The sequence below is a fragment of the Pseudomonas sp. CMR5c genome (assembly GCF_003850545.1).
Taxonomy (GTDB): Bacteria; Pseudomonadota; Gammaproteobacteria; order Pseudomonadales; family Pseudomonadaceae; genus Aquipseudomonas; species Aquipseudomonas piscis.
Window position 1 is genome coordinate 496,818 of the sequence record NZ_CP027705.1, and the last position, 22,815, is coordinate 519,632.

General features: G+C 66.1%; 20 protein-coding genes. 5 read left to right on the forward strand and 15 right to left on the reverse strand.

The annotated features are described in order from the left end of the window. The first annotated feature begins 26 nt into the window (after positions 1-26). The 4 genes from gltB (at position 27) to C4K40_RS02310 (ending at position 7,753) form a co-directional block, all read left to right on the forward strand. Positions 27-4,475, forward strand: a complete 4,449-nt coding sequence (gene gltB, locus C4K40_RS02295; protein ID WP_022639921.1) for a glutamate synthase large subunit — start codon at positions 27-29, stop codon at positions 4,473-4,475. A 121-nt stretch (positions 4,476-4,596) separates the two neighbouring features. Then, a complete protein-coding gene (locus tag C4K40_RS02300; RefSeq protein WP_022639922.1) occupies positions 4,597-6,015 on the forward strand; it encodes an FAD-dependent oxidoreductase in 1,419 nt (472 codons plus the stop codon). A 187-nt stretch (positions 6,016-6,202) separates the two neighbouring features. Next, positions 6,203-7,270, forward strand: a complete 1,068-nt coding sequence (gene hemE / locus C4K40_RS02305; protein ID WP_022639923.1) for a uroporphyrinogen decarboxylase — start codon at positions 6,203-6,205, stop codon at positions 7,268-7,270. A 135-nt stretch (positions 7,271-7,405) separates the two neighbouring features. Then, complete coding sequence (locus tag C4K40_RS02310; RefSeq protein ID WP_053132464.1) at positions 7,406-7,753, forward strand: YgiW/YdeI family stress tolerance OB fold protein; 348 nt, start codon at positions 7,406-7,408, stop codon at positions 7,751-7,753. A 90-nt stretch (positions 7,754-7,843) separates the two neighbouring features. Here the strand turns inward: C4K40_RS02310 and C4K40_RS02315 are convergent, their stop codons facing one another. Then, positions 7,844-9,079 (reverse strand): MFS transporter, encoded by a 1,236-nt coding sequence (locus C4K40_RS02315; protein ID WP_371263448.1) that lies wholly within the window; start codon positions 9,077-9,079, stop codon positions 7,844-7,846. Between the two features lie 152 nt (positions 9,080-9,231). Here C4K40_RS02315 and C4K40_RS02320 point away from each other — a divergent pair, with 152 nt between their 5' ends. Then, a complete protein-coding gene (locus C4K40_RS02320) occupies positions 9,232-10,131 on the forward strand; it encodes a LysR family transcriptional regulator (protein WP_053132459.1) in 900 nt (299 codons plus the stop codon). On the opposite strand, the gene C4K40_RS02325 is transcribed toward C4K40_RS02320, so the two are convergent. From C4K40_RS02325 to C4K40_RS02390, 14 genes are all read right to left on the reverse strand, one after another. Further along, positions 10,099-10,590 (reverse strand): hypothetical protein, encoded by a 492-nt coding sequence (locus tag C4K40_RS02325; RefSeq protein WP_022639927.1) that lies wholly within the window; start codon positions 10,588-10,590, stop codon positions 10,099-10,101. The genes C4K40_RS02320 and C4K40_RS02325 overlap by 33 nt on opposite strands. A gap of 193 nt (positions 10,591-10,783) precedes the next feature. Then, on the reverse strand, positions 10,784-11,230 hold the full coding sequence (locus C4K40_RS02330; RefSeq protein ID WP_053132457.1) for a hypothetical protein: 447 nt from the start codon (positions 11,228-11,230) through the stop codon (positions 10,784-10,786). A 26-nt stretch (positions 11,231-11,256) separates the two neighbouring features. After that, a complete protein-coding gene (locus C4K40_RS02335; protein WP_053132454.1) occupies positions 11,257-12,483 on the reverse strand; it encodes a beta-ketoacyl-ACP synthase in 1,227 nt (408 codons plus the stop codon). Further along, positions 12,483-13,211 (reverse strand): 3-oxoacyl-ACP reductase FabG, encoded by a 729-nt coding sequence (gene fabG / locus C4K40_RS02340; RefSeq protein ID WP_022639929.1) that lies wholly within the window; start codon positions 13,209-13,211, stop codon positions 12,483-12,485. The genes C4K40_RS02335 and fabG overlap by 1 nt, the downstream gene beginning before the upstream one ends. Further along, the gene (locus C4K40_RS02345) at positions 13,208-13,681 is read right to left on the reverse strand and encodes a hotdog family protein (protein WP_022639930.1); all 474 of its coding nucleotides are present in this window, start codon (positions 13,679-13,681) and stop codon (positions 13,208-13,210) included. The genes fabG and C4K40_RS02345 overlap by 4 nt, the downstream gene beginning before the upstream one ends. Continuing rightward, entirely contained in the window at positions 13,678-14,874 is a 1,197-nt protein-coding gene (locus C4K40_RS02350) for a beta-ketoacyl-[acyl-carrier-protein] synthase family protein (protein ID WP_053132451.1), read from the reverse strand. The genes C4K40_RS02345 and C4K40_RS02350 overlap by 4 nt, the downstream gene beginning before the upstream one ends. Continuing rightward, on the reverse strand, positions 14,871-15,356 hold the full coding sequence (locus tag C4K40_RS02355; protein WP_053132448.1) for a DUF3261 domain-containing protein: 486 nt from the start codon (positions 15,354-15,356) through the stop codon (positions 14,871-14,873). The genes C4K40_RS02350 and C4K40_RS02355 overlap by 4 nt, the downstream gene beginning before the upstream one ends. After that, the gene (locus C4K40_RS02360) at positions 15,353-16,114 is read right to left on the reverse strand and encodes a class I SAM-dependent methyltransferase (protein ID WP_053132944.1); all 762 of its coding nucleotides are present in this window, start codon (positions 16,112-16,114) and stop codon (positions 15,353-15,355) included. Before C4K40_RS02360 ends, C4K40_RS02355 begins: the two co-directional genes overlap by 4 nt. A 143-nt stretch (positions 16,115-16,257) precedes the next feature. After that, positions 16,258-18,597, reverse strand: coding sequence for an MMPL family transporter (locus tag C4K40_RS02365; RefSeq protein WP_053132445.1), 2,340 nt, complete (start codon positions 18,595-18,597; stop codon positions 16,258-16,260). Then, positions 18,581-19,135: an outer membrane lipoprotein carrier protein LolA gene (locus C4K40_RS02370; protein WP_371263447.1), complete on the reverse strand. Its 555-nt coding sequence runs from the start codon at positions 19,133-19,135 to the stop codon at positions 18,581-18,583. The genes C4K40_RS02365 and C4K40_RS02370 overlap by 17 nt, the downstream gene beginning before the upstream one ends. Before the next feature lie 53 nt (positions 19,136-19,188). Then, on the reverse strand, positions 19,189-19,614 hold the full coding sequence (locus C4K40_RS02375) for a thioesterase family protein (RefSeq protein WP_053132441.1): 426 nt from the start codon (positions 19,612-19,614) through the stop codon (positions 19,189-19,191). Further along, positions 19,607-21,151 carry a histidine ammonia-lyase gene (gene hutH, locus C4K40_RS02380; RefSeq protein ID WP_022639937.1) on the reverse strand — a complete coding sequence of 515 codons (1,545 nt, stop codon included), beginning with the start codon at positions 21,149-21,151 and terminating at the stop codon, positions 19,607-19,609. Before hutH ends, C4K40_RS02375 begins: the two co-directional genes overlap by 8 nt. Further along, positions 21,132-22,079: a glycosyl transferase gene (locus C4K40_RS02385; protein ID WP_022639938.1), complete on the reverse strand. Its 948-nt coding sequence runs from the start codon at positions 22,077-22,079 to the stop codon at positions 21,132-21,134. The genes hutH and C4K40_RS02385 overlap by 20 nt, the downstream gene beginning before the upstream one ends. Further along, positions 22,076-22,810, reverse strand: coding sequence for a glycosyltransferase family 2 protein (locus C4K40_RS02390; protein ID WP_053132941.1), 735 nt, complete (start codon positions 22,808-22,810; stop codon positions 22,076-22,078). The genes C4K40_RS02385 and C4K40_RS02390 overlap by 4 nt, the downstream gene beginning before the upstream one ends. Between the last annotated feature and the right edge of the window lie 5 nt (positions 22,811-22,815).

Below are 22,815 nucleotides of genomic sequence, written 5' to 3' on the forward strand. Positions count from 1 at the left end.
AGAGGCAGCCTGGTGAGAAAGTGTCTATGAAAGCAGGTCTGTACCAACCCGATGAATTTAAGGATAACTGTGGTTTCGGCCTGATCGCCCATATGCAGGGCGAACCCAGTCATACCCTGTTGAAAACGGCCATCGAGGCCCTGACCTGTATGACCCACCGCGGTGGGATCAACGCGGACGGCAAGACCGGCGACGGTTGCGGTCTGCTGATACAAAAACCCGACCTGTTCCTGCGCGCTGTCGCCAAGGAGCACTTCGGGACCGACCTGCCCAAGCAGTACGCCGTGGGCATGGTGTTCTTCAACCAGGATCCGGCCAAGGCCGAAGCCGCGCGGGAAAACATGAACCGCGAGATCCTGGCCGCCGGCCTGCAGTTGCTGGGCTGGCGCAAGGTGCCGATCGACACCAGTGTGCTCGGGCGCCTGGCCCTTGAGCGCCTGCCGCAGATCGAGCAAGTGTTCATCGGCGGTGAAGGCCTGAGCGACCAGGACTTCGCCATCAAGCTGTTCAGCTCCCGGCGTCGCTCCTCGGTGGCCAACGCCGCCGACACCGACCACTACATCTGCAGCTTTTCCCACAAGACCATCATCTATAAAGGCCTGATGATGCCGGCGGACCTCGCCGCCTTCTATCCAGACCTGGGCGACGAGCGCCTGCAGACCGCGATTTGCGTGTTCCACCAGCGCTTCTCCACCAACACCCTGCCGAAGTGGCCGCTGGCCCAGCCCTTCCGCTTCCTCGCCCACAACGGCGAGATCAACACCATCACCGGCAACCGTAACTGGGCGGTGGCGCGGCGTACCAAGTTCGCCAACGACCTGATCCCCGACCTGGAAGACCTGGGGCCGCTGGTCAACCGCGTGGGTTCCGACTCCTCGAGCATGGACAACATGCTGGAGCTGATGGTCACCGGCGGTATCGACCTGTTCCGCGGCGTGCGCATGATCATTCCGCCGGCCTGGCAGAACGTCGAGACCATGGACGCCGACCTGCGCGCCTTCTACGAATACAACTCCATGCACATGGAGCCCTGGGACGGCCCGGCCGGCGTGGTCATGACCGATGGTCGCCATGCCGTCTGCCTGCTGGACCGCAACGGCCTGCGCCCGGCGCGCTGGGTCACCACCAGGAACGGCTTCATCACCCTGGCCTCGGAAATCGGCGTCTGGAACTACCAGCCCGAGGACGTGATCGCCAAGGGCCGGGTCGGTCCGGGGCAGATCTTCGCCGTGGACACCGAGACCGGGCAGATCCTCGACACCGACGCCATCGACAACCGTCTCAAGTCCCGTCATCCGTACAAGCAATGGCTGCGCAAGAATGCCCTGCGCATCCAGGCCACCATGGAAGACAACGACCACGGCTCGGCCTTCTACGACGTCGACCAGCTCAAGCAGTACATGAAGATGTACCAGGTCACCTTCGAAGAGCGTGACCAGGTGCTGCGGCCGTTGGGCGAGCAGGGCTACGAGGCGGTGGGCTCCATGGGCGACGACACGCCGATGGCCGTGCTGTCCCAGCGCGTGCGCACCCCATACGACTACTTCCGCCAGCAGTTCGCCCAGGTCACCAACCCGCCGATCGACCCGCTGCGCGAAGCCATCGTCATGTCCCTGGAGATCTGCCTCGGTGCCGAGCGCAACATCTTCCAGGAATCCCCCGAGCATGCCTCGCGGGTAATCCTCAGCTCGCCGGTGATCTCCCCGGCCAAGTGGCGTTCGCTGATGAACCTGGAGCGCCCGGGTTTCGAGCGCCAGATCATCGACCTCAACTACGACGAGAGCGTCGGCCTGGAAGCGGCGATCCGCAATGTCGCCGACCAGGCTGAGGAAGCCGCCCGGGCCGGCCGCACCCAGATCGTCCTGAGCGACCGCCATATTGCCCCGGGCAAGCTGCCGATCCATGCGTCCCTGGCCACCGGCGCGGTGCATCACCGCCTGACCGAGAAGGGCCTGCGCTGCGACTCCAACATCCTGGTGGAAACCGCCACTGCCCGCGATCCGCATCACTTCGCGGTGCTGATCGGCTTTGGCGCCTCGGCGGTCTATCCGTTCCTGGCCTACGAAGTGCTGGGCGACCTGATCCGTACCGGCGAGGTGCTGGGCGACCTCTACGAGGTGTTCAAGAACTACCGCAAGGGCATCACCAAGGGCCTGCTGAAGATCCTGTCGAAGATGGGCATCTCCACCATCACGTCCTACCGTGGTGCGCAGTTGTTCGAAGCCATCGGCCTGTCCGAAGAAGTCTGCGACCTGAGCTTCCGTGGGGTACCGAGCCGGATCAAGGGTGCGCGTTTCGTCGATATCGAGGCCGAGCAGAAGGCCCTGGCCGCCGAAGCCTGGAGCCCGCGCAAGCCGATCCAGCAAGGCGGCCTCTTGAAGTTCGTCCATGGCGGCGAATACCACGCCTACAACCCGGATGTGGTCAACACCCTGCAAGCCGCGGTGCAACAGGGCGACTACGCCAAGTTCAAGGAATACACCGCGCTGGTGGACAATCGCCCAGTGTCGATGATTCGCGACCTGTTCCAGGTCAAGACCCTGGAGCAGCCGCTGGACCTCGGCGAAGTCGAGCCCCTGGAAGCGATCCTCAAGCGTTTCGACTCCGCCGGCATCTCCCTCGGTGCGCTGTCGCCGGAGGCCCACGAGGCCCTGGCCGAGGCGATGAACCGCCTGGGCGCGCGCTCCAACTCCGGTGAGGGCGGTGAAGATCCGGCCCGCTACGGCACCATCAAGAGCTCGAAGATCAAGCAAGTGGCCACTGGCCGTTTCGGCGTGACCCCGGAATACCTGGTCAACGCCGAAGTGCTGCAGATCAAGGTGGCCCAGGGCGCCAAGCCCGGCGAGGGCGGCCAGTTGCCCGGCGGCAAGGTCAACGGCTTGATCGCCAAGCTGCGCTACGCGGTTCCGGGCGTTACCCTGATCTCGCCGCCACCGCACCACGACATCTACTCGATCGAAGACTTGTCGCAGCTGATTTTCGACCTCAAGCAGGTCAACCCCCAGGCACTGGTTTCGGTGAAGCTGGTGGCCGAGGCCGGGGTCGGCACCATCGCCGCCGGCGTGGCCAAGGCCTATGCCGACCTGATCACCATCTCCGGCTACGACGGTGGCACCGGCGCCTCGCCGCTGACCTCGATCAAGTACGCCGGCGCCCCATGGGAACTGGGCCTGGCCGAAACCCACCAGACCCTGCGCGGCAACGACCTGCGCGGCAAGGTCCGGGTGCAGACCGACGGCGGCCTCAAGACCGGCCTGGACGTGATCAAGGCGGCTATCCTCGGCGCCGAGAGCTTCGGCTTCGGCACTGCGCCGATGATCGCCCTGGGCTGCAAGTACCTGCGCATCTGCCATCTGAACAACTGCGCCACCGGCGTCGCGACCCAGAACGACAAGCTGCGCAAGGACCACTACATCGGCACCGTCGACATGGTGGTGAACTTCTTCACCTACGTGGCCGAGGAAACCCGCGAGTGGCTGGCCAGGCTGGGCGTGCGTTCGCTGCAAGAGCTGATCGGCCGTACCGACCTGCTCCAGGTGCTCGAAGGCCAGACCGCCAAGCAGCACCACCTGGACCTGACCCCGTTGCTGGGCAGCGACCACGTACCGGCGGACAAGCCGCAGTTCTGCCAGGTGGACCGCAACCCGCCGTTCGACCAGGGCCTGCTGGCCGAGAAGATGGTCGAGATGGCGCGCGCAGCCATCAACGACAAGAGCGGTGCCGAGTTCGAACTGGATATCTGCAACTGCGACCGGTCCATCGGCGCGCGGATTTCCGGCGAGATCGCCAAGGTCCACGGCAACCAGGGCATGGCCCAGGCGCCGATTACTTTCCGCTTCAAGGGCACTGCGGGCCAGAGCTTCGGCGTGTGGAACGCCGGCGGCCTGAACCTCTACCTGGAAGGCGACGCCAACGACTACGTGGGCAAGGGCATGACCGGCGGCAAGCTGGTGATCGTCCCGCCCAAGGGCAGCGCCTACAAGACCCAGGATAGTGCCATTGTCGGCAACACCTGCCTGTACGGCGCCACGGGCGGCAAGCTGTTCGCCGCCGGCACTGCGGGCGAGCGTTTCGCCGTACGCAACTCCGGTGCCCATACCGTGGTGGAAGGCACCGGCGATCACTGCTGCGAATACATGACCGGTGGTTTTGTCTGCGTCCTGGGCAAGACCGGCTACAACTTCGGCTCAGGCATGACGGGCGGCTTCGCCTACGTGCTGGACATGGACAACAGCTTCGTCGACAAGCTGAACCATGAACTGGTGGAGATCCAGCGGATCACCGGCGAGGCGATGGAGGCTTATCGCAGCCATCTGCAGCGCGTGCTGGGCGAGTACGTCGAGGAAACCGGTAGTGAATGGGGCCGTGAGCTCTGGGAAAACCTGGACGACTACGTGCGTCGCTTCTGGCTGGTCAAGCCGAAGGCGGCGAACCTGAAGAACCTGCTCTCCAGTACCCGGGCCAACCCGCAATAAAGCAGCTGCAAGTGGCGAGCCTCAAGCTGCAAGCGACGCAGTACGAGGTTTGCCGGGCATTAGTGATCGACTTGCGGCTTGCAGCTTATAGCTTGCAGCTGCTGTATAGAGGTTTTGAAAAATGGCTGAACGTCTGAATAACGACTTCCAGTTCATCGATGTCGGGCGCAAGGATCCGAAGAAGAAACTGTTGCGTCAGCGCAAGAAAGAGTTCGTGGAAATCTACGAGCCCTTCAAACCCCAGCAATCGGTCGAACAGGCCCATCGCTGCCTGGGTTGTGGCAACCCCTACTGCGAATGGAAGTGCCCGGTGCACAACTTCATTCCCAACTGGCTCAAGCTGGTGGCCGAGGGCAACATCCTGGCGGCCGCCGAGCTGTCGCACCAGACCAACACCCTGCCGGAAGTCTGCGGCCGCGTATGCCCGCAGGACCGCCTGTGCGAGGGCGCCTGCACCCTCAACGACGGTTTCGGCGCAGTGACCATCGGCTCGGTGGAGAAGTACATCACCGACACCGCCTTCGCCATGGGCTGGCGCCCGGACATGTCCAAGGTCAAGCCCACCGGCAAGCGCGTGGCGATCATCGGTGCCGGCCCGGCGGGCCTGGGCTGTGCCGACGTGCTGGTACGTGGTGGCGTGACGCCGGTGGTATTCGACAGGAACCCGGAGATCGGTGGCCTGCTGACCTTCGGCATCCCCGAGTTCAAGCTGGAAAAGACCGTGCTGAGCAATCGCCGGGAAGTCTTCAGCGGCATGGGCATCGAGTTCCGCCTCAACACCGAGGTGGGCAAGGACGTGACCATGGAGCAACTGCTCGCCGAGTTCGATGCGGTGTTCATGGGCATGGGCACCTACACCTACATGAAGGGCGGTTTTGCCGGCGAGGACCTGCCGGGCGTGTACGACGCGCTGGACTTCCTGGTGGCCAACGTCAACCGCAACCTGGGTTTCGAGAAGTCGCCGGAAGATTTCGTCGACATGAATGGCAAGAAGGTCGTGGTGCTCGGCGGTGGCGACACTGCGATGGACTGCAACCGCACGTCCATCCGCCAGGGCGCCAAGTCGGTGACCTGTGCCTATCGCCGCGACGAGGCCAACATGCCCGGCTCGCGCAAAGAGGTGAAGAACGCCAAGGAAGAGGGCGTGAAGTTCCTCTACAACCGCCAGCCCATCGCCATCGTCGGCGAAGACAAGGTCGAAGGCGTGAAGGTGGTCGAGACCCGTCTTGGCGAGCCGGACGCCCGTGGCCGGCGCAGCCCCGAGCCGATCCCGGGTTCCGAGGAGATCATCCCGGCCGATGCCGTGGTCATCGCCTTCGGCTTCCGTCCGAGCCCGGCGCCTTGGTTCGAGCAGTTCCAGATCCAGACCGACAGCCAGGGCCGCGTGGTGGCGCCGGAGCAGGGCCAGTACAAGCACCAGACCAGCAACCCGAAGATCTTCGCCGGTGGCGACATGGTGCGCGGTTCCGACCTGGTGGTGACGGCGATCTTCGAAGGGCGCAACGCCGCCGAAGGCATCCTCGACTACCTGGGCGTCTGACGGCGCCAGCAGCAAGCTTCAAGTTATCGGCTGCAAGCTCAAGGCCACGGCGCTTACGGCTTGCAGCTTGAAACTTGACGCTGCTTGTGTGTGACAAATTGACCCGATACATAAAAGGCACGGCTCTTGCCGTGCCTTTTATGTCGCGCTCTGAGAAAATGCCCCCACTTTTTTTCCGGATGCCGACATGACTGCCCTGAAGAACGACCGTTTCCTCCGTGCCCTGCTCAAGCAACCCGTAGACGTCACCCCGGTGTGGATGATGCGTCAGGCCGGGCGCTACCTGCCTGAATACCGCGCCAGCCGCGCCAACGCCGGTGACTTCATGAGCCTGTGCATGAATCCTGCGTTCGCCTGCGAAGTCACCCTGCAGCCCCTGGACCGTTATCCACAGCTGGATGCGGCGATCCTCTTCTCCGACATCCTGACCATCCCCGATGCCATGGGCCAAGGCCTGTACTTCGAGACCGGCGAAGGCCCGCGCTTCAAGAAAGTGGTCAGCACCCTGGCCGACATCGAGGCCTTGCCGATCCCCGATCCGCACAAGGACCTGGGCTACGTGATGGACGCGGTCAGCACCATCCGCCGCGAACTCAACGGCCGTGTGCCGCTGATCGGCTTCTCCGGCAGCCCCTGGACCCTGGCGACCTACATGGTCGAGGGCGGTTCGTCCAAGGACTTCCGCAAGTCCAAGGCCATGCTCTACGACAACCCACAAGCCATGCATCTGCTGCTGGACAAGCTGGCGCAGTCGGTCACCGCCTACCTGAACGGGCAGATCCGTGCGGGCGCCCAGGCGGTGCAGATCTTCGACAGCTGGGGTGGCAGCCTCTCGGCGGCGGCCTACCAGGAGTTCTCCCTGGCCTACATGCGCAAGATCGTCAGCGGCCTGATCCGCGAGCATGAAGGGCGCAAGGTGCCGGTGATCCTGTTCACCAAGGGCGGCGGCCTGTGGCTGGAAAGCATTGCCGATGCCGGTGCCGACAGCCTGGGCCTGGATTGGACCTGCGATATCGGCGAAGCCCGGCGCCGGGTCGGTGCCAAGGTGTCGCTGCAAGGCAACATGGACCCCACCGTGCTCTACGCCAACCCGGAGGCGATCCGCGCTGAAGTCGCGCGCATCCTCGCCAGCTACGGCAAGGGCAGCGGCCACGTGTTCAACCTGGGCCATGGCATCACCCCGGAAGTGAACCCGGAACACGCCGGCGCCTTCCTGCAGGCGGTGCACGAGCTGTCGGCGCAGTACCACGAGTAACCGCACCTGCTGCGATCGAGCCCGGCCTTGGCCGGGCTTTTTCTTGCGGGTGAAAAGGCCAGGGCGCCGATTAAGTTTCAATTCAGCCTGGGTGGTTAACCTTGTCGGCATCGAAACCTGGATTGGACCACTGCCATGAAAAACCGTTACCTCGTCCTCTTGCTCGCCCCGCTGTTCAGCACCGCTGCCCTGGCTACCGGCTATACCGGCCCCGGGGCCCAGGCGGTCACTACTGTTGCCGCCGCCAAGGATGCCTCGGACGACACCCCGGTGGTGCTCCAGGGTTATGTCACCAAGAAGCTGGATAACGACGACAAGTACGAATTCAAGGATTCCAGCGGCACCATCACCGTCGAGATCGACGACGAGAACCTGCCACCGGTGGCCTTCAACGAGAAGACCCTGGTCAAGCTCACCGGCGAGGTGGAGAAGGGCTTGATGAAGCGCGAGATCGACGTCGACCTGGTGGAAATCCTCAAGTAAGCCGCTCGCTCGTTCCACGCGACACCGATGCCAGCGCCCGACCTTGCAGATGCTCTGCAGGAACCGGGCGCCGGCATGCTCGTCTTGGGCTCAGGGCGCTGCCAGGGGTTGCAGCTTGGCCAGCTTCAAGGCCGCCAGCAACGCCACCAGCAGCAGGGCGCCGATGAACAGGCCGATGCCGTTCCAGCCCGCCAGGTGCCAGAACACCCCGCCCGCGGTGCCGGCGATGCTCGAGCCGGCGTAGTAGCTGAACAGGTACAGCGATGAGGCCTGGCCCTTGGCCTTGGTGGCGCGGCGGCCGATCCAGCTGCTGGCCACCGAATGCGCGCCGAAGAAACCGAAGGTGAACACCAGCATGCCGATGATCACCACCGGCAGCGACTCCAGCAGGGTCAGGGCCAGGCCGGCGAGCATCAGCACGATGGTGGCCCAGAGCATCTTGCGCCGCCCCAGGCGATCGGCCAGGGCGCCGACTTTCGCCGAGCTGTAGATCCCCGACAGGTACACCACCGACAGCAGGCCGACGAACGCCTGGTCCATGTGGTACGGCGCGGCCAGCAGGCGATAGCCGATGTAGTTGAACAGGGTCACGAAGGCCCCCATCAGCATGAAGGCCTCGAGGAACAGCAGCGGCAGGCCGGCATCGCGAAAGTGCATGGTGAAGCCGTCCAGCAGGCTGCGTGGGTGCAGCGAGCGTGGGCGGAAGTTGCGCGACTCGGGCAGGATGCGCCAGAACACCGCTGCGGCGATCAGCGCCAGAGCGCCGATCACCAGCATCGCCGTGTGCCAGCTGACGAAATCGATCAGCACCCCGGTGATCAATCGCCCACTCATGCCGCCGATGGCGTTGCCGCCGATGTACAGGCCCATGGCCAGGCCGATGTGCTGGGGGTGGATCTCTTCGCTGAGGTAGGTCATGGCCACCGCCGCCAGCCCGCTCAGGGACAACCCCACCAGCGCGCGCATCACCAGCACGCCATGCCAGCTGGGCATCAGGGCGCTGGCGATGGTGCACAGGGCCGCGGCCAAGAGGGCCGCCACCATCACCGGCTTGCGCCCGATCCGATCGGAAATCGGCCCGGTGACCAGCAGGCCCACGGCCAGCAAGGCAGTGGAGACCGACAGCACCAGACTGCTCTGGGCGGCGTTGATGGAGAACTCCAGGGACAGCAGCGGCATCATCGGTTGTACGCAGTACAGCAGGGCGAAGGTGGCGAAGCCGCCGGAGAACAGGGCCAGCACCGTGCGCATGAACAGCGGCGTGCCTTTCTCGATATAGGCGTCGTTGAGTTGGGCGACTACCTCGTCCAGGGGCGTAGAGGGAATTTCGTGGGCAAGCGGGGCGACAGCGGTTTTCACGGGGACCTCGGGGGGAACGCAGCCAGGCAGGCAATGAAAAAAGCATATAGCCGGCTAATAATTCATTCCAATATATTGTTCGACCTGTTTGATAGGTTCTACGACTCAATGGGGTTTCCATGGAATTGCGTCACCTGCGTTACTTCATCGCCGTGGCCGAGGAGCTGCACTTTGGTCGCGCGGCCCAGGCCCTGGGAATTTCCCAGCCGCCTCTGAGCCAGCAGATCCAGGCCCTGGAGCAAGAGATCGGCGCGCGTTTGTTCGAACGGACCAATCGTCGGGTCGAACTCAGCGAAGCTGGCCGGCTGTTCCTCGAAGAGGCTCGCCTGGCACTGGCCCAGGTGGACAAGGCCGCCGATGTGGCCCGTCGCGCGCAATTGGGCGAACTGGGTGAGTTGAAGATCGGCTTCACCTCGTCGGCGCCCTTCAACTCGACGATTCCCCAGGCGATCTTCGCCTTTCGCCAACGCTTTGCCGCCGTGCACCTCAAGCTCAAGGAAATGAGCAGCACCCAGGTGGCCGAGGCGCTGGTGGACCAGGCCATCCAGGTCGGCATCATGCGGCCCTTGCCGCTGCCGGATTCGCTGTCGGTGGTGGAGCTGTTGCGCGAGCCACTGGTGGCGGTGCTCAGCTCCAAGCACCCGCTGGCCGAAGGTCGCGAAGAAGGCCTGTACCTGTCCGAGCTGGCCCACGAGCCCTTCGTGTTCTTTCCCCGCAGCTATGGCAGCGGCTTGTACGCCCAGTTGCTGAACCTGTCGCGGGATGCCGGGTTCACCCCGCATTTCGCCCAGGAGGCCTCGGAGGCCATGACCATCATCGGCCTGGTGGCCGCGGGCCTTGGGGTCTCGGTGTTGCCGGCGTCCTACCAGCGCATGCGTATCGACGGCGTGGTCTATCGCCGGCTGCTGGACCCGCAAGCCATGACGGCGGTGTGGCTGGTGCAGCGCAAGGACCAGTGCTCGCCCATGGCCAAGGCCTTCGTCGAGCTACTGACGCGCAAGACCGGGGCCGCGTGCTGAAGGGCTATTGGGGCGGGGCGGCGTTTGCAGGAACACCAGGTCGCCGCGCAACGCCACGCCGGCCATCAACACCCCGGCGCGGCACTCGTAGGTGTTGAGGTCCTTGCGCACGCGATGCTTGTAGTAGCTGACGATGTTGGTCACGGCGTTGGCGCCGACCCGCTTGGCTGCGGCCTGCAGGGTGATCAGGGCCGATTGCAGGGCCCATTCGCAGGCGGCGATATCGCTCTTGTTGAAGGCGTTGGTCTTCTTGTTGGTGGCCAGCTCGGTGACCTTGACCTGAAGTACCGCCGGGTGCGGGTTGCCCGCCAGGTAGAACTTCACGCTGCCGTCCAGGCGTCCGGCGCGCAGGGCATCGGACACCACGCTCTCGAAGGGCATGTACATCAGGTTGGTGGCCCGGCTGTCAGGGCTGAAGACGGACAGCAGGGCCAGGGCAATCAGCGCTTTCACTTGCATGGTCGGCTCCTTGACGGATGTGAAAGGCAAGCCGTCATGGCGCGTCGGCCCGCTGTTGCGAGTGTAGACGCTGATCGATCTTGTAGCCGTTGCCGAGCCGGCGAGGTGGCGTCAACGCCGCGGGGCCGTCAGGGGCGGCACCCGCGTTGCGCGGGTGCGCAGCCTCACCGGCGTTCGCCTGCGGCCACAGGGGTCATTGGGCTGCGGGAAAGGCCTTGGCCGAGTCCGACAACTGCTGCGCGGTGCGCTGGTTCTGGCCGTCGCGCAGGTCACGCAGGATGCCCTTGTCCAGCAGGCGTACCCAGCGGATGTAGTTCTTGTGGATCTTGCCGTCCTGGTAGTCCAGGGCGCGGCTGTCGCGATAGACGATCTTGTAGTGGTTGGCCGAGTACTGGATATCGATCTTCGCGTAGAACTGCTCGCGCACGGTGATATCCGCCTGGATCAGCTCGGGGCCGATTTGCCGCACGGTCCACTGGCGGGCCACCAGGTTCTTCAGGATCGCTTGCTTGACCTGCTCGTGGTCGGTCTGGATGGTGGCCGGGATGATGCGGTTGGGGGTGTACATCGGCTTGCTGGTGCAGGCCGGGGTGCCCAGCAGGGCGAGGACGATCAAGGTGGCGCGAAGCAGGGAGGGCATTCCATTTTCTCCAGGAGGGGGCAGGGTCAGGACCAGCGGCGGAAGATCAACGAGGTGTTGACGCCGCCGAAGGCGAAGTTGTTGTTCATTACGTATTCGTGGCTCATGGCACGCAAACCGCCTTGCAGGTAGTCCAGCTCGCCGCAGCGAGGGTCGACCCGGTCCAGGTTGCAGGTGTGCACGTAGAGGTCGCGCTTGAGCATCTCGATGCTGAACCAGGACTCCAGGGCCCCGCAGGCGCCCAGGGTGTGGCCGAGGAAACTCTTTTGCGAGCTGATGGGCATGCGGTTGCCGAACAGGCTGCTGGTGGCCTGGGTCTCGGCGATGTCGCCCTGTTCGGTGGCGGTGCCATGGCCGTTGACGTAGCCGATGGCGGCGGGCGCCAGGGCCGCGTCTTCCAGCGCCAGCTCCATGGCCCGGCGCATGGTGGCCTGCTCGGGACGGGTGGTGTGCTGGCCGTCGGCGTTGCTGCCGAAACCGACGATTTCCGCGTGGATCCGCGCTCCCCGGGCCAGGGCGTGCTCCAGCTCTTCCAGGACCAGCATGCCGCCGCCTTCGCCGATCACCAGGCCGTCGCGATCGCAATCGTAGGGCCGCGGGCTGCTGTGGGGCGCGTCGTTCTTCAAGCTGGTGGCATACAGCGCATCGAACACCATGGCTTCGGTGGGGCACAGCTCCTCGGCGCCCCCGGCGAGCATCATCGGCAGGCGGCCGAACTTGATCGCCTCGTAGGCATAACCGACGCCCTGGCTGCCGCTGGTACAGGCGCTGGAGGTGGGGATCAGGCGCCCTGTGAGGCCGAAGAAGATGCTGATATTGGCCGCGGTGGTGTGGGGCATCATGCGCACGTAGGAGTTGGCGTTGAGCCCTTCGGCCACCGAGTTCAGCAGCATGTTGCCGAAGGCCTTGATCTCCTCGGTGCTGCCGGTGGACGAGCCGCAGGCCACGCCCATGCGCCCATCCTTGATCGAGGGATCGCCCAGCAGCCCGGCGTCGGCCAGGGCCTGTTCGGCGGCCGCGACCGCCAGCCGCGAGACCCGGCCCATGCTGCGCAGCTGCTTGCGGGTCCAGTGCCCGGGCACCTGGAAATCGTCGATGGGGCCGGCCAGGCGGGTGTTGAGCTCGCTGAACCTGTCCCACTCGTCCATCCGCCGGATGCCGCTGCGATTGGCCGCGAAGCGCTCGACCAGGCTGTCCCAGTCGTTGCCCAGGGCGGTGATGCCGGCCATGCCGGTGACGACCACGCGCTTCATCAGCACAAGCCCCCGTTGACCGCCAGCACCTGGCGGGTGATGTAGGCGGCTTCGGCGGACATCAGGAAATTCACCGCGCTGGCGACCTCCTCTGGGGTGCCCATGCGCTGCGCCGGAATCATTTTCAGCAGTTCTTCCACTGGCACGTTCTCATCCAGCATGGCGGTGTCGATCAGGCCCGGGGCCACGCAGTTGACGGTGATCTTGCGCTTGCCCAACTCGATGGCCAGGGCCTTGGCAGCGCCGATCAGGCCGGCCTTGGAGGCACTGTAGTTGACCTGGCCACGGTTGCCGATCAGCCCCGAGACCGAGGTGATACAGATGATTCGCCCCGCTGCGCGGCGCCGGATCATCGGCATCATCACGGGATGCAGGACGTTGTAGAAACCGTCGAGGTTGGTGCGCAGCACCTGGTCCCAGTCTTCCTCGCCCAGGGCCGGGAAGGCGCCGTCGCGGGTCAGGCCGGCATTGAGCACCACGCCATAGTAGGCACCATGGGTTTGGACATCGGCTTCCAGGGCCGCCTTGCAGGCCGCGCGGTCGGCGACATCGAATTGCAGGATGCGGGCGGTACGGCCCAGGGCCTGGACCTCGGCCTGGACGGCTTCGGCTTCGGTACGGCCGGTGCGGCAATGCAGCACCAGGTCATAACCGGCCTGGGCCAGGCGCAGGGCGATGGCGCGGCCAATGCCACGGCTGGAGCCAGTGACCAGTACGGAGTCAGTCATGACGGGGTTCCTTTGGAAGAATCGGCGGTTTCATGCAGGTAGTCGGCGGCCCGGGGCGGGCGATAGACGTTCAGGCGTGCACTGGCGGCGATGTCCGGGCCGCTCAGGTGGCACTCGAACACGCCCATGCCGTTGTCGTCCTCCAGGGAGCGCAGCGCATGGATTTCCAGCACGCTGCCGGCGGGGAAGCACTCGACATTGCATTGGAACTTGCGAGTGCCCAGCAAGAAGCCCAGCTCCGCTGGCTGGCCTTGCTGGCGGGCACGGCAACCGGCGTAGGCGGCGACGCTCTGGGCCATCAGCTCGACGCCGACCCAGGCTGGCAGGCTGCCGTCGGGCCGATTGAACAGGCCGCCGGGGCGAACCTGGAGGCGGGTGCGCACTTGCTCTTCATCGAAGGCCAGGACCTGGTCGATGAGGATCATGTCGCCGGCGTGGGGCAGCAGTTCGGCGAGCGGCCAGTCAATCATGGGGCGTCTCCGATAATCAGGCTGACGTTGTTGCCGCCGAAGGCGAAGGAATTGCTCATCAGGCGGCGGGGTGAACGGGGCTCCAGGCGGTCGGCGGCGGTGACCCAGTGCAGCCCTGGCAGCGCTGGATCGGCCTGGCCATCCCAGACATGGGGCGGCAAGGCTCCACCCGGGTTGTCGGCACCCAGGGCCAGCCAGCAGAACGCTGCTTCCAGGGCCCCGGCGGCGCCCAGGGTATGGCCACTCATGGGCTTGGTCGAGGAGCAGGGCACGCCCTCGGGGAACAGCCCGGCCACCGCCAGGCTTTCCATGGCGTCGTTGTGCTGGGTGGCGGTGCCGTGCAGGTTCAGGTAGGCGATCTGCCGGGCTTGCAGCCGGGCGCTGCGCAACGCCAGCTCCATGGCTTGCAGGGCGCCACGGCCGTCGGGGGCCGGCGCGGAGATATGGTAGGCATCGGAACTGGCGCCACCGCCGAGCAGGGCGATGGAAGGGTCGGTGCCGGGTTCCCGGGTCATCAGGAACAGCACCGCGGCTTCGCCGATATTGATGCCGTCGCGATTGCGCGAAAACGGATTGCAACGCTGGCCGGAGACCGCCTCCAGGGCCGAGAAACCATTGAGAGTCAGCTTGCACAGGCTGTCGACCCCACCGCACAGCACCGCGTCGCAGATCCCCAGGTCCAGCAGGCGTCGGGCGCTGAGCAGGGCCCGGGCGCTGGAGGTACAGGCGGTGGAGATCACGTAGGCCGGCCCGCTCAATTGCAGCCACTGGGCGAGGAAGTTGGCCGGGGCGCCGAGCTCCTGCTGGCGATAGTTGTAGTCCGCCGGGAACTGCCGGTCCCGCAGGTAGCCGGCGAGGCCGCGGCTGGCCTCGTCGATCCCCGAGGTGCTGGTGCCCAGGACCACGCCGACCCGGCCATGGCCGTAGCGCTCGATGGCCCGGTGGATGTCGTCCTCGATCTGCAGCGTGGCCTCCAGCAGCAGCTGGTTGTTGCGGCTGCCATGGACCTGCTGGCCCGGCGGCAGGCTGGCCAGGGGCCCGCGCACCGCGGCCACCGGCAACGTGCGTTCGGGTACCCAGCCGCTTTCTGCGCGCATGCCCGAGCAGTCGCCGGCAAACAGGCTGCGGGCGACTTCCGGGCGATTGCGGCCCAGGGCGCAGATCAGCCCGAGGGCGTTGAGGTAGGCGGTCATGGAGTGGCCTCGGTGGTCAGCTCCGTGACGTGATAGTGCGGGCCTTGGGGCAGTTGCACGGTGAAATCCAGTGTTTGTCGATAAGTGACCCGCCAGCGTTGGCCAAGGGCCCGACGCTGGTCTTGGGTTTGAGCGCCGGGGTAGCTGGCTGGCAATTCGGCCGCCGGGGTCAAGGCGAACAGCAGGGCGGCGAACAGCTCCCTGGCCTCGGGATTGGGCGGCAGCAGGCCATCGGCTTGCCATTGGCCATCCACCAGGCGCTGGCGGGCCTGGGGGATGCCCAGGGGATCCATCAGCGACCAGCGCAGTCCCGGACCTTCGGCCTGCAGCACCAGCAGCCAATCCTGGCGCTGGCCCTGGCTTTGGCGCTGGATATGCAGTTGCAGCGGCAGGTCCAGCGCGGGCGCGCGTTGCGGCAGTGGCGCCTGGCTGGCGCAGGCGCTAAGCAGCAGGACACAACCGAGCAGCAGGGCACGGATCATGAGGCTCGACCTTGCCCGGTACCCGGCGCCGCCAGGGGCTTGCGAGCCACCACGTTGACCAGGGTTTCCTCGCGCTGGCCCACCGGTGGCGGTTGACGCAGGCCAAGGCGCTCCAGCAGGCCGAAGTCCTTGGCGCGGCTCCACCACAGGTACGGATAGGACACATTGTCCTCGGAGAACTCGAAGCCTTGCTGGCGAATCATCTGCAAATACTCGGTGGCGCTTTTCTGCACGTGCATGGGGTGGCGGAACAGCCAGCGGATCACCCAGGTATCGATATAGGCCTGGGTGGATTCGGCGAACATCAGGTAGCCGCCGGGCTTGAGCACACGATAGAACTCGGCGAGGGCTTTTTCCTGTTCCACCAGGTGATGGAAGGTCTGGTGGCAGAACAACAGGTCGACGCTGGCGTCGTCCAGCTTCAGGGTCGCGCAGTCGCTGCCGATCAGCTCCACCTCCCATTGCTGGCGCCGGGCTTCCTCGGCGCTGAGCGTGAGGCTGTGGGGGTCGGCATCGATGCCAATCAGGCGCTGGGGAGCGAACACCTGGCGCAAGTGCTGGAACGACTTGCCCTGGCCGCAGCCGGCGTCCAGCAGTACCGGAGCATGCGGCGGCTCGTCGTCGAACAGCGAACGCAAATCGTTGATCGCCACTCGCAACACATGGTGCTGCCAGGTATGGCTGCGCAAGAACCAGAAGCCGAAGCGGGTTTCCTCGACGTAGCTGTCGCTCAGGTAGGGCGTGGCCTGGCCGGTCATGGACGAACCCTCGCATCGGCTGCCGGAGGGACGCTGGCGCTTTGCGCCAGCAGGCGACATTCCATTTCAATTGTTGGCATTGGGGCTCCTTGCCGCTGCGGCGGGATTCTGGTTCGGGTAGGCCATGCAGGCCGACGGCCGGCTCACGGTGCTGGCTCCGCTGGCGCAGCGGGGGGCGGTTCATGGCCGGCCCAGGGGGCGAGGATGAAACTGAAAGCCAGGCCGAGGCTGACGGCCAGGCCGAAATTGCTTACCGCCGGGGTGCTGGAGATGGCCAGCAGGCCGAACGACAGCCAGGTGGTCAGCGCCGCCAGCAGGGTGCCCAGCAGGCTCACGGCCGCGCCGCCGATCCGCTCGCGCATGAGGATCGCGTAGTCGACGCTGATGGCGGTCACCAGCAGCAGGCCGAACAGGCTGAACAGCGTCAGCGGCTGTCCCAGCCAACCGAGGCTGGCCAGGCTGCACAGGGCCGCCAGCAGCGGCAGGGCCACCAGGCGCAAGGCCCCGCCGAGACCGAAGGGCAGGATCAGCACCAGCACAATCAGCACGCAGGAGGCCAGCTTGAGTTCGGCGGCGCTGACCTGGGTGGCGGCAAAGACCTGGTTCAGCTCGCCCAGGCGATCCACCAGCTGGATGCCCGGCAGGTCGCCGGACTGGACCCGCAGCAAGGCCGCGTCGTTCAGGCCCTGCAAGCTGACCAGGGCGGCCACGCCCTGGGCATTGGTCCCGAGCCAGAGTGGCCGGAAGGGTTCGGCCAGCGGCCCTGCCAGCGCGCTGTCGATGTCTGCCAGGGGCAACTCCTGCAATTGCTTGAGTTCGGCCTGCAGCGCCTGCTCGGGCACGCCCAGCGCCAGCAGTGGCTGCCAGTATTCGGGCAGGCGCTCGAGGGCCGCACGGACCTGGCGTTGCTGCGCCGGCTGGCTGAGCAACTGGTTGAGCGACAGATAGCCCTTGAGCTTGCCCAGGCCCACCAGGGGTTGCAGGCGCTCGTCCAGGAGGTCGAGGCGTTCCAGCAGCTGTTGCTGGTCGGCTGCGCGCACCAGGAAGAACTGGCTGGTGGGTTGGTAGCCGGTGATCCGGGCGATGGCCTGGGCCTCTTGCAGCAACTGGGGCGGTGCGCCGACCCACTGGCGGATATCGTTCTTGCTGTCGAGCTGCCACAGGCCCGCCGCGCAAAACAGCCCCAGCAGCCCCAGTAGCACCGGGCTCGGCACCCGTGCCAGCAGGGCGCTGCGCAGCCGCAGCAAGCTGGCGGCGACCCGCAGCGGCCACTGCGCCGGACGCAGCTCGACCTTGCGCAGCAGCGCCGGCAGCAGGCACACGGCCGCCAGGTAGGCGCCCAGCAGGCCGGCGGCGGAGAACACGGCGATCTGGGTCAGGGCCGGGAATGGCGTCCAGGCCAGGGCCAGGTAGCCGATGCAACTGGTGGCCAGGCTCAGGCTCAGGCCCGGCAGGGTCAGGCGCAGGGCCGGCCAGCTGCGCCAGGGCTTGAGGCTCCAGCTCTTGGACAGGTAGTGCAGCGGATAGTCCACGGCCACGCCGATCAGGCTCGAGCCCAGCACCAGGGTCATGACGTGCATGTGCCCGAACAGGGCGACGCAGGCCACGGCACCGAACAGCATGCCCACCAGCACCGGGACGAAGGCCAGCAAGGCGTGCCAGCGGCGAAAGGCCAGGAGCAGCAGCGCCAGGATGCCTAGGGTCGCGCCTCCGCCGACCCAGGAGATCTCCCGGGAGGCCTGTTGCTGGCCGCTGGCGGCATACAGCAAGCCACTGGCCGCCAGTAGCTGTCCTTGCTGTTGAGTGGCGTGTTCGCGGCTGTGCTGCAGCAGCCCGGCCACCTGCAACGGCAATTGCAGGTCGAAGGCATTGCCGGCGCTATGGGCCCGCAGCAGCACCCAGTGCTTGCCGTCGGCCTCGGCCAGCAGCGCGCCGCTGCCGATGTCCAGTTGCACGCTGGCGTGTTGTGGCTGGTTGGCCTGGATCCGCCCGGTCAGCCCCAGCCAGTCATCCTGGCTGGGCACCAGGGTGAAGCCGGCAAAGGGATCGAACAGGCTCTGCACTCGTTGCTGGATGAAGGTCTGGGGTTGTTCGAGCAACTGCTGGCGATCCTTGGCCGAGAGCATCGCCAGACGACCCTGCAACAGTTGCTTGCGCAAGGCCGGCAGGTCGGCCTGCAGGGTCCACTGGACCTTGTCGAACAGGCCGCTGGCCTGCCACTGCCCGGCCAGCTCGCGAGCCAGGTCCAGCGCCTGCTGGCGTTGGGCGTGGCCCACCAGGACCAGGATCTCGCGGTTCAACGGTTCCTGCATGCGCTGTTCGGCCTGCAACTCCAGGGCGTCCGGAGCCGTGCCTGGCACCAGTTCCATGAGGTCGGCCGACAAGGGCGCGCCGTGGCGCCACTGCCAGGCGGCAGTGGCCAGGACCAGGGCCAGCAGGATCAGGAAGAGGCGTGGCAACCAGCGCTCACTCGGCAAAGTCATGGCGTTCCAGGTCGCTCAGGGGTTGATTGCTGGTGCTGTCCTGCATGATCAACAACGTGCGGTCGCCCTGGGTTTCCAGCAGCTCGATGCGTTGCACCAGGGCGCCGCCGTCGATGTCGATCCGGGTGAAGATCTGCTGGAGCAGCAGTGAACGCGGCAGCAGTTGCAGGTGCCAGTCTTGCGCGGTGCCTTGCAAGCGCAGTTCGAAGTCCCGCTGCAGGCCGCTGCTGTCGCCTTGCAGCACGGCCAGGAACAGGCGGTTGTGCTCGGCGCCGGCGCTCTTGCCCGGCAGCATCTGCCAGCCCTCGGCATCGCGGCGGGCGATGCCCTTGGGCGTGATGCGGTAGTCCTGTTGCAACGGGGTCTGCAACAGCCACAGCAGGCCATGCTGGCGGGCCAGGACGAACTGGCCCTTGCTGGTCAGTGGCTGGGGCAGGGCCCGCAGGTGTTTTTCCTGGATGAAACGACCATGGATCACCTCGGGGCGCGACAGTTGCTCGCTCAATCGCTGCAGGTCGAAGTCCTGGGCCTGGGTCATGGGCGGCACAGCCAGCAGGAGCAGGCAGGCCAGCAGCAAGCGTTTACAGAAGGTCATGGCAACAGGCGCTCCACGGCGTCGGTGAAGATCTTGGGCGAGGCCAGCTGCATTTCGCGGCTGGCGATTGCCACGGCCACTTGTACCGAGCGGGCGCGGGTCAGGCGCTCGCCCGTGGCCAGGTCGGTGATCAGGTAGTTGATCTTCAGGCGGTTCTCCCATTCCACCAGGCTGGCGCGCACGTTCAGGGTTTGGCCGAACACTGCGCCACGTACATAGCGCAGTTGCAGGTCGATCACCGGCCAGGCGTAGCCGGAGTCGCGCATTTGCTCATAGTTGTGGCCAAGCCTGTCGAGCAGCGCACAGCGGGCGACCTCCAGGTACTTGACGTAATGTCCGTGCCAGACCACGTGCATGGTGTCGACATCGAAGAACGGCACCAGGATCTGGGTATCGACGTAGATCGCTCCCTGGCTACGCATGCAACCTCCAGTGTTGTTCGGCGATACGTTGCAGGCACAGGCGCAGTTCGCCCTCCAGGGCGCGGTCCTCGATCACCGGTGGAAAATCCTCGGCCAGTTGCGCGCGCATGGCCGCCAGGGCCGCCGGCAAGGCTCGGGCATCGGCTTCGCGGCTGCGCAGCCAGACGCCCTGGTTGGCGGCCAGCAGGGTCGCGGCGGCCACTTGTTCGGTGAGCTCCAGCACGCGCAGCGCATCGCGGGCGGCAATGGTGCCCATGCTCACCTTGTCCTGGTTGTGGCACTCGGTGGAGCGCGAGAACACGCTGGCCGGCAGGGTGTTCTTCAAGGCTTCGGCGGTCCAGGCGCTGGCGCCGATCTGCACCGCCTTGAAGCCATGGTTGAGCATTGCCCGTTCAGCCGTCGCGCCGGACAGGTTGCTCGGCAGGCCGTGGTTGTAGCGCACGTCCACCAGCAGTGCCAGTTGCCGGTCCAGCAGGTCGGCGACGTTGGCCACCAGGTTCTTCAGGCTATCCATGGCGAATGCGATGTGCCCGCCATAGAAGTGCCCGCCGTGGAGCACCCGCTCGGCCTCGGCGTCGATGATCGGGTTGTCGTTGGCGCTGTTGAGCTCGGTTTCGATGAACGAGCGCAACCAGCCCAGGCTGTCGGCCAGCACTCCCAGTACATGGGGCGCGCAGCGCAGGGAGTAGCGGTCCTGGAGACGATGCAGGGGCGCGGTGGGGGCGTCGATCGCCAGGTCCTGGCGCAGCCAGGCGGCAACCTGGGTCTGGCCCGGATGGGGCTTGGCGGCGAACAGGCGTTCGTCGAAGTGCTCAGGGTTGCCTTGCAGGGCCACCACGTTCAGGGCCGTGATCCGCGTCGCCAGGCGCAGCAGGTAGTCGGCGCGGGCGAAGGCCAGGCAGGCCAGGCCAGTCATCACCGCGGTGCCGTTCATCAGCGCCAGGGCCTCCTTGGGCCGTAGCACCAGGGGCTGCCAACCCAGCTCGCGGTGTACGTCGGCCGACTCGCGGCGTTCGCCGCGGAACAGCACCTGGCGCTCCCCGGACAGGGTGGCGGCCACGTAGGACAGCGGCGTCAGGTCGCCACTGGCGCCCACCGAGCCTTCCTGGGGGATCAGCGGCAGGATGTCCAGGTCGAGGAAGGCTTGCAGGCGTTCCAGCAACTCCACGCGCACTCCGGACATGCCGTGGCACAGCGACTGCAGGCGCGCCGCGAGCACCGCCCGGGTCGCCTGGGGTTCGAGCAACTGGCCCAGGCCGCAGCCGTGGAAGGTGTACAGGTGCCGGGGCAGCGCCTCGACATGCTCCAGTGGCACCGCCACCACGCAGGAGTCGCCGTAACCTGTGGTCACGCCGTAGATCACCCCTTCCTTGTCCAGCAGGGAGTCGAGGAACTGCGCGCCCTTGGCGATACGCTGGCGCCAGGCCGCATCGGCTTGCAGGCGCGCTGGCGCCTGGCGGTTGGCCAGGGCCAGCACGTCCTCGATGCGCAAGGGATGTTCGCCGAAGGTGACCGGCTCAGGAGTCGAGGTTGTCATCGGTTTTCCAGAATGGGTAGAAGTTGAACCACTGTTGCGGGGCTTGCAGGCAGTAATGGCCCAGGCGCTCGGCATAGCGCGTGGCCCATTGGGCGATCACTTGCTGGCGGTCGCTGCGCTTCCACTGCACGGCCTCGGCGAAAGGTTCGAGGATCACTCGGTAGCGCCCCTGCTGCTTGAGGCAGAGCAACAGGTTGACCGGGCACTTGAGCAGCCCGGCCAGCAGCCAGGGCCCCTGGGGAAAGGCCGCCGGCTGGCCGAGGAAATCCACCTGCACGTTGCGCCCGCCATGCAGCGGCACTCGGTCGCCGGCGATCGCCAGCCACTCGCCGCGCTCCAGGCGCTGGCTCAGTTGCAGCATGATCGCCGGGTCCAGCTCACTGACCTGGACCAGCCGCAGGTTGCTGGCCCCGGCCTCGCCCAGCAGGCGGTTGAAGCGTTCGGCGTGCCGGGTATGCACCAGCACGTTCATGGTCACCTGCTCGCCGAGTTCGGCCAGGGCCCGGCAGACTTCCAGGTTGCCCAGGTGGGCGCCCACCAGCAGTTGTCCGCGTTCGCCGCGCAGTTGCTGGCGCAGGCCTGCCGGGTCGAGGATCTCGATCTGTTCCAGGCGCAGCTTGCCGTTCCACACATCGAGCTTGTCCAGCAGGGCCTCGGCGAAGGCCATGAACTGGCCGAATACCCGGCGCTGGCTGGGCAGCAGGTCTTCGCGCTGGTGGAAGCGGGCCAAGCGCAGCTGGTATTGCCAGATGCTGCGGCGGGCGCTGCGGCCGAACAGGAAGAAGTACAGGACGATGGCGTACAGCAGCGGGCTCAGCACCCGGCGGCCCAGGGTCCGTACGCCGAAGGCGGTGAGTTTCATCAGCCAGAAGCTGCCGCGTTCGCGGCGTTCGGCCCAATGCCTGTTGGAGGAGGGCTCGCGGTTCATGTGCGCCACCGCCGCCAGAGAATCAGAGGCAGGCGCGCGAGCATGCCGAAGAACAGCTTGGCGTGCATCCCGGAAATCAGGGCGTTGTCGTGCCACAGGCGAAAGTGCGACAGGCCGTCCTGGGGATAGTGGACCCGGGTCGGCAGCCAGAGCATGGCCTGGTTGCGCCAGGACAGGCGCACGAGGATTTCCGGGTCGAAGTCCATGCGCCGGCCCAGGGCCACTGAATCGACCAGGGCCAGGGTGGGTGCCAGGGGATAGACCCGGAAACCGCACATGGAGTCCGGGATCTGCAACGACAGGCTGTTGATCCACACCCAGACATGGGTCAGGTAGCGGGCATAGAGCCGACCCTTGGGCACGCTGGCGTCGTACTGTGGATAACCGCAGACCAGGGCCTGGGGCGACTGGCGCGAACAGTGGATGAAGTTATCCACAGCGCTCAGGTCGTGCTGGCCGTCGGCGTCCACTTGCAGGGCATGGCTGAAGCCCAGGCGTGCGGCCTCCCGCAGGCCGGCCATGACCGCGCCGCCCTTGCCCTGGTTGACCGCCAGGCGCACCAGGAACACTTGCTCGCGCTCGGCCAGGCGTTGCAGCACGCTGGCGCATCCGGGGCTGCTGGCGTCGTCCACCAGGATGCAGGGCAGGCCCTGTTCCCGCAGGGCGTCGACCACCGCCGGCACGGCGCCTTCGTGGTTGTAGACCGGGATCACCGCGCAAGGGTTATGCACAGGCG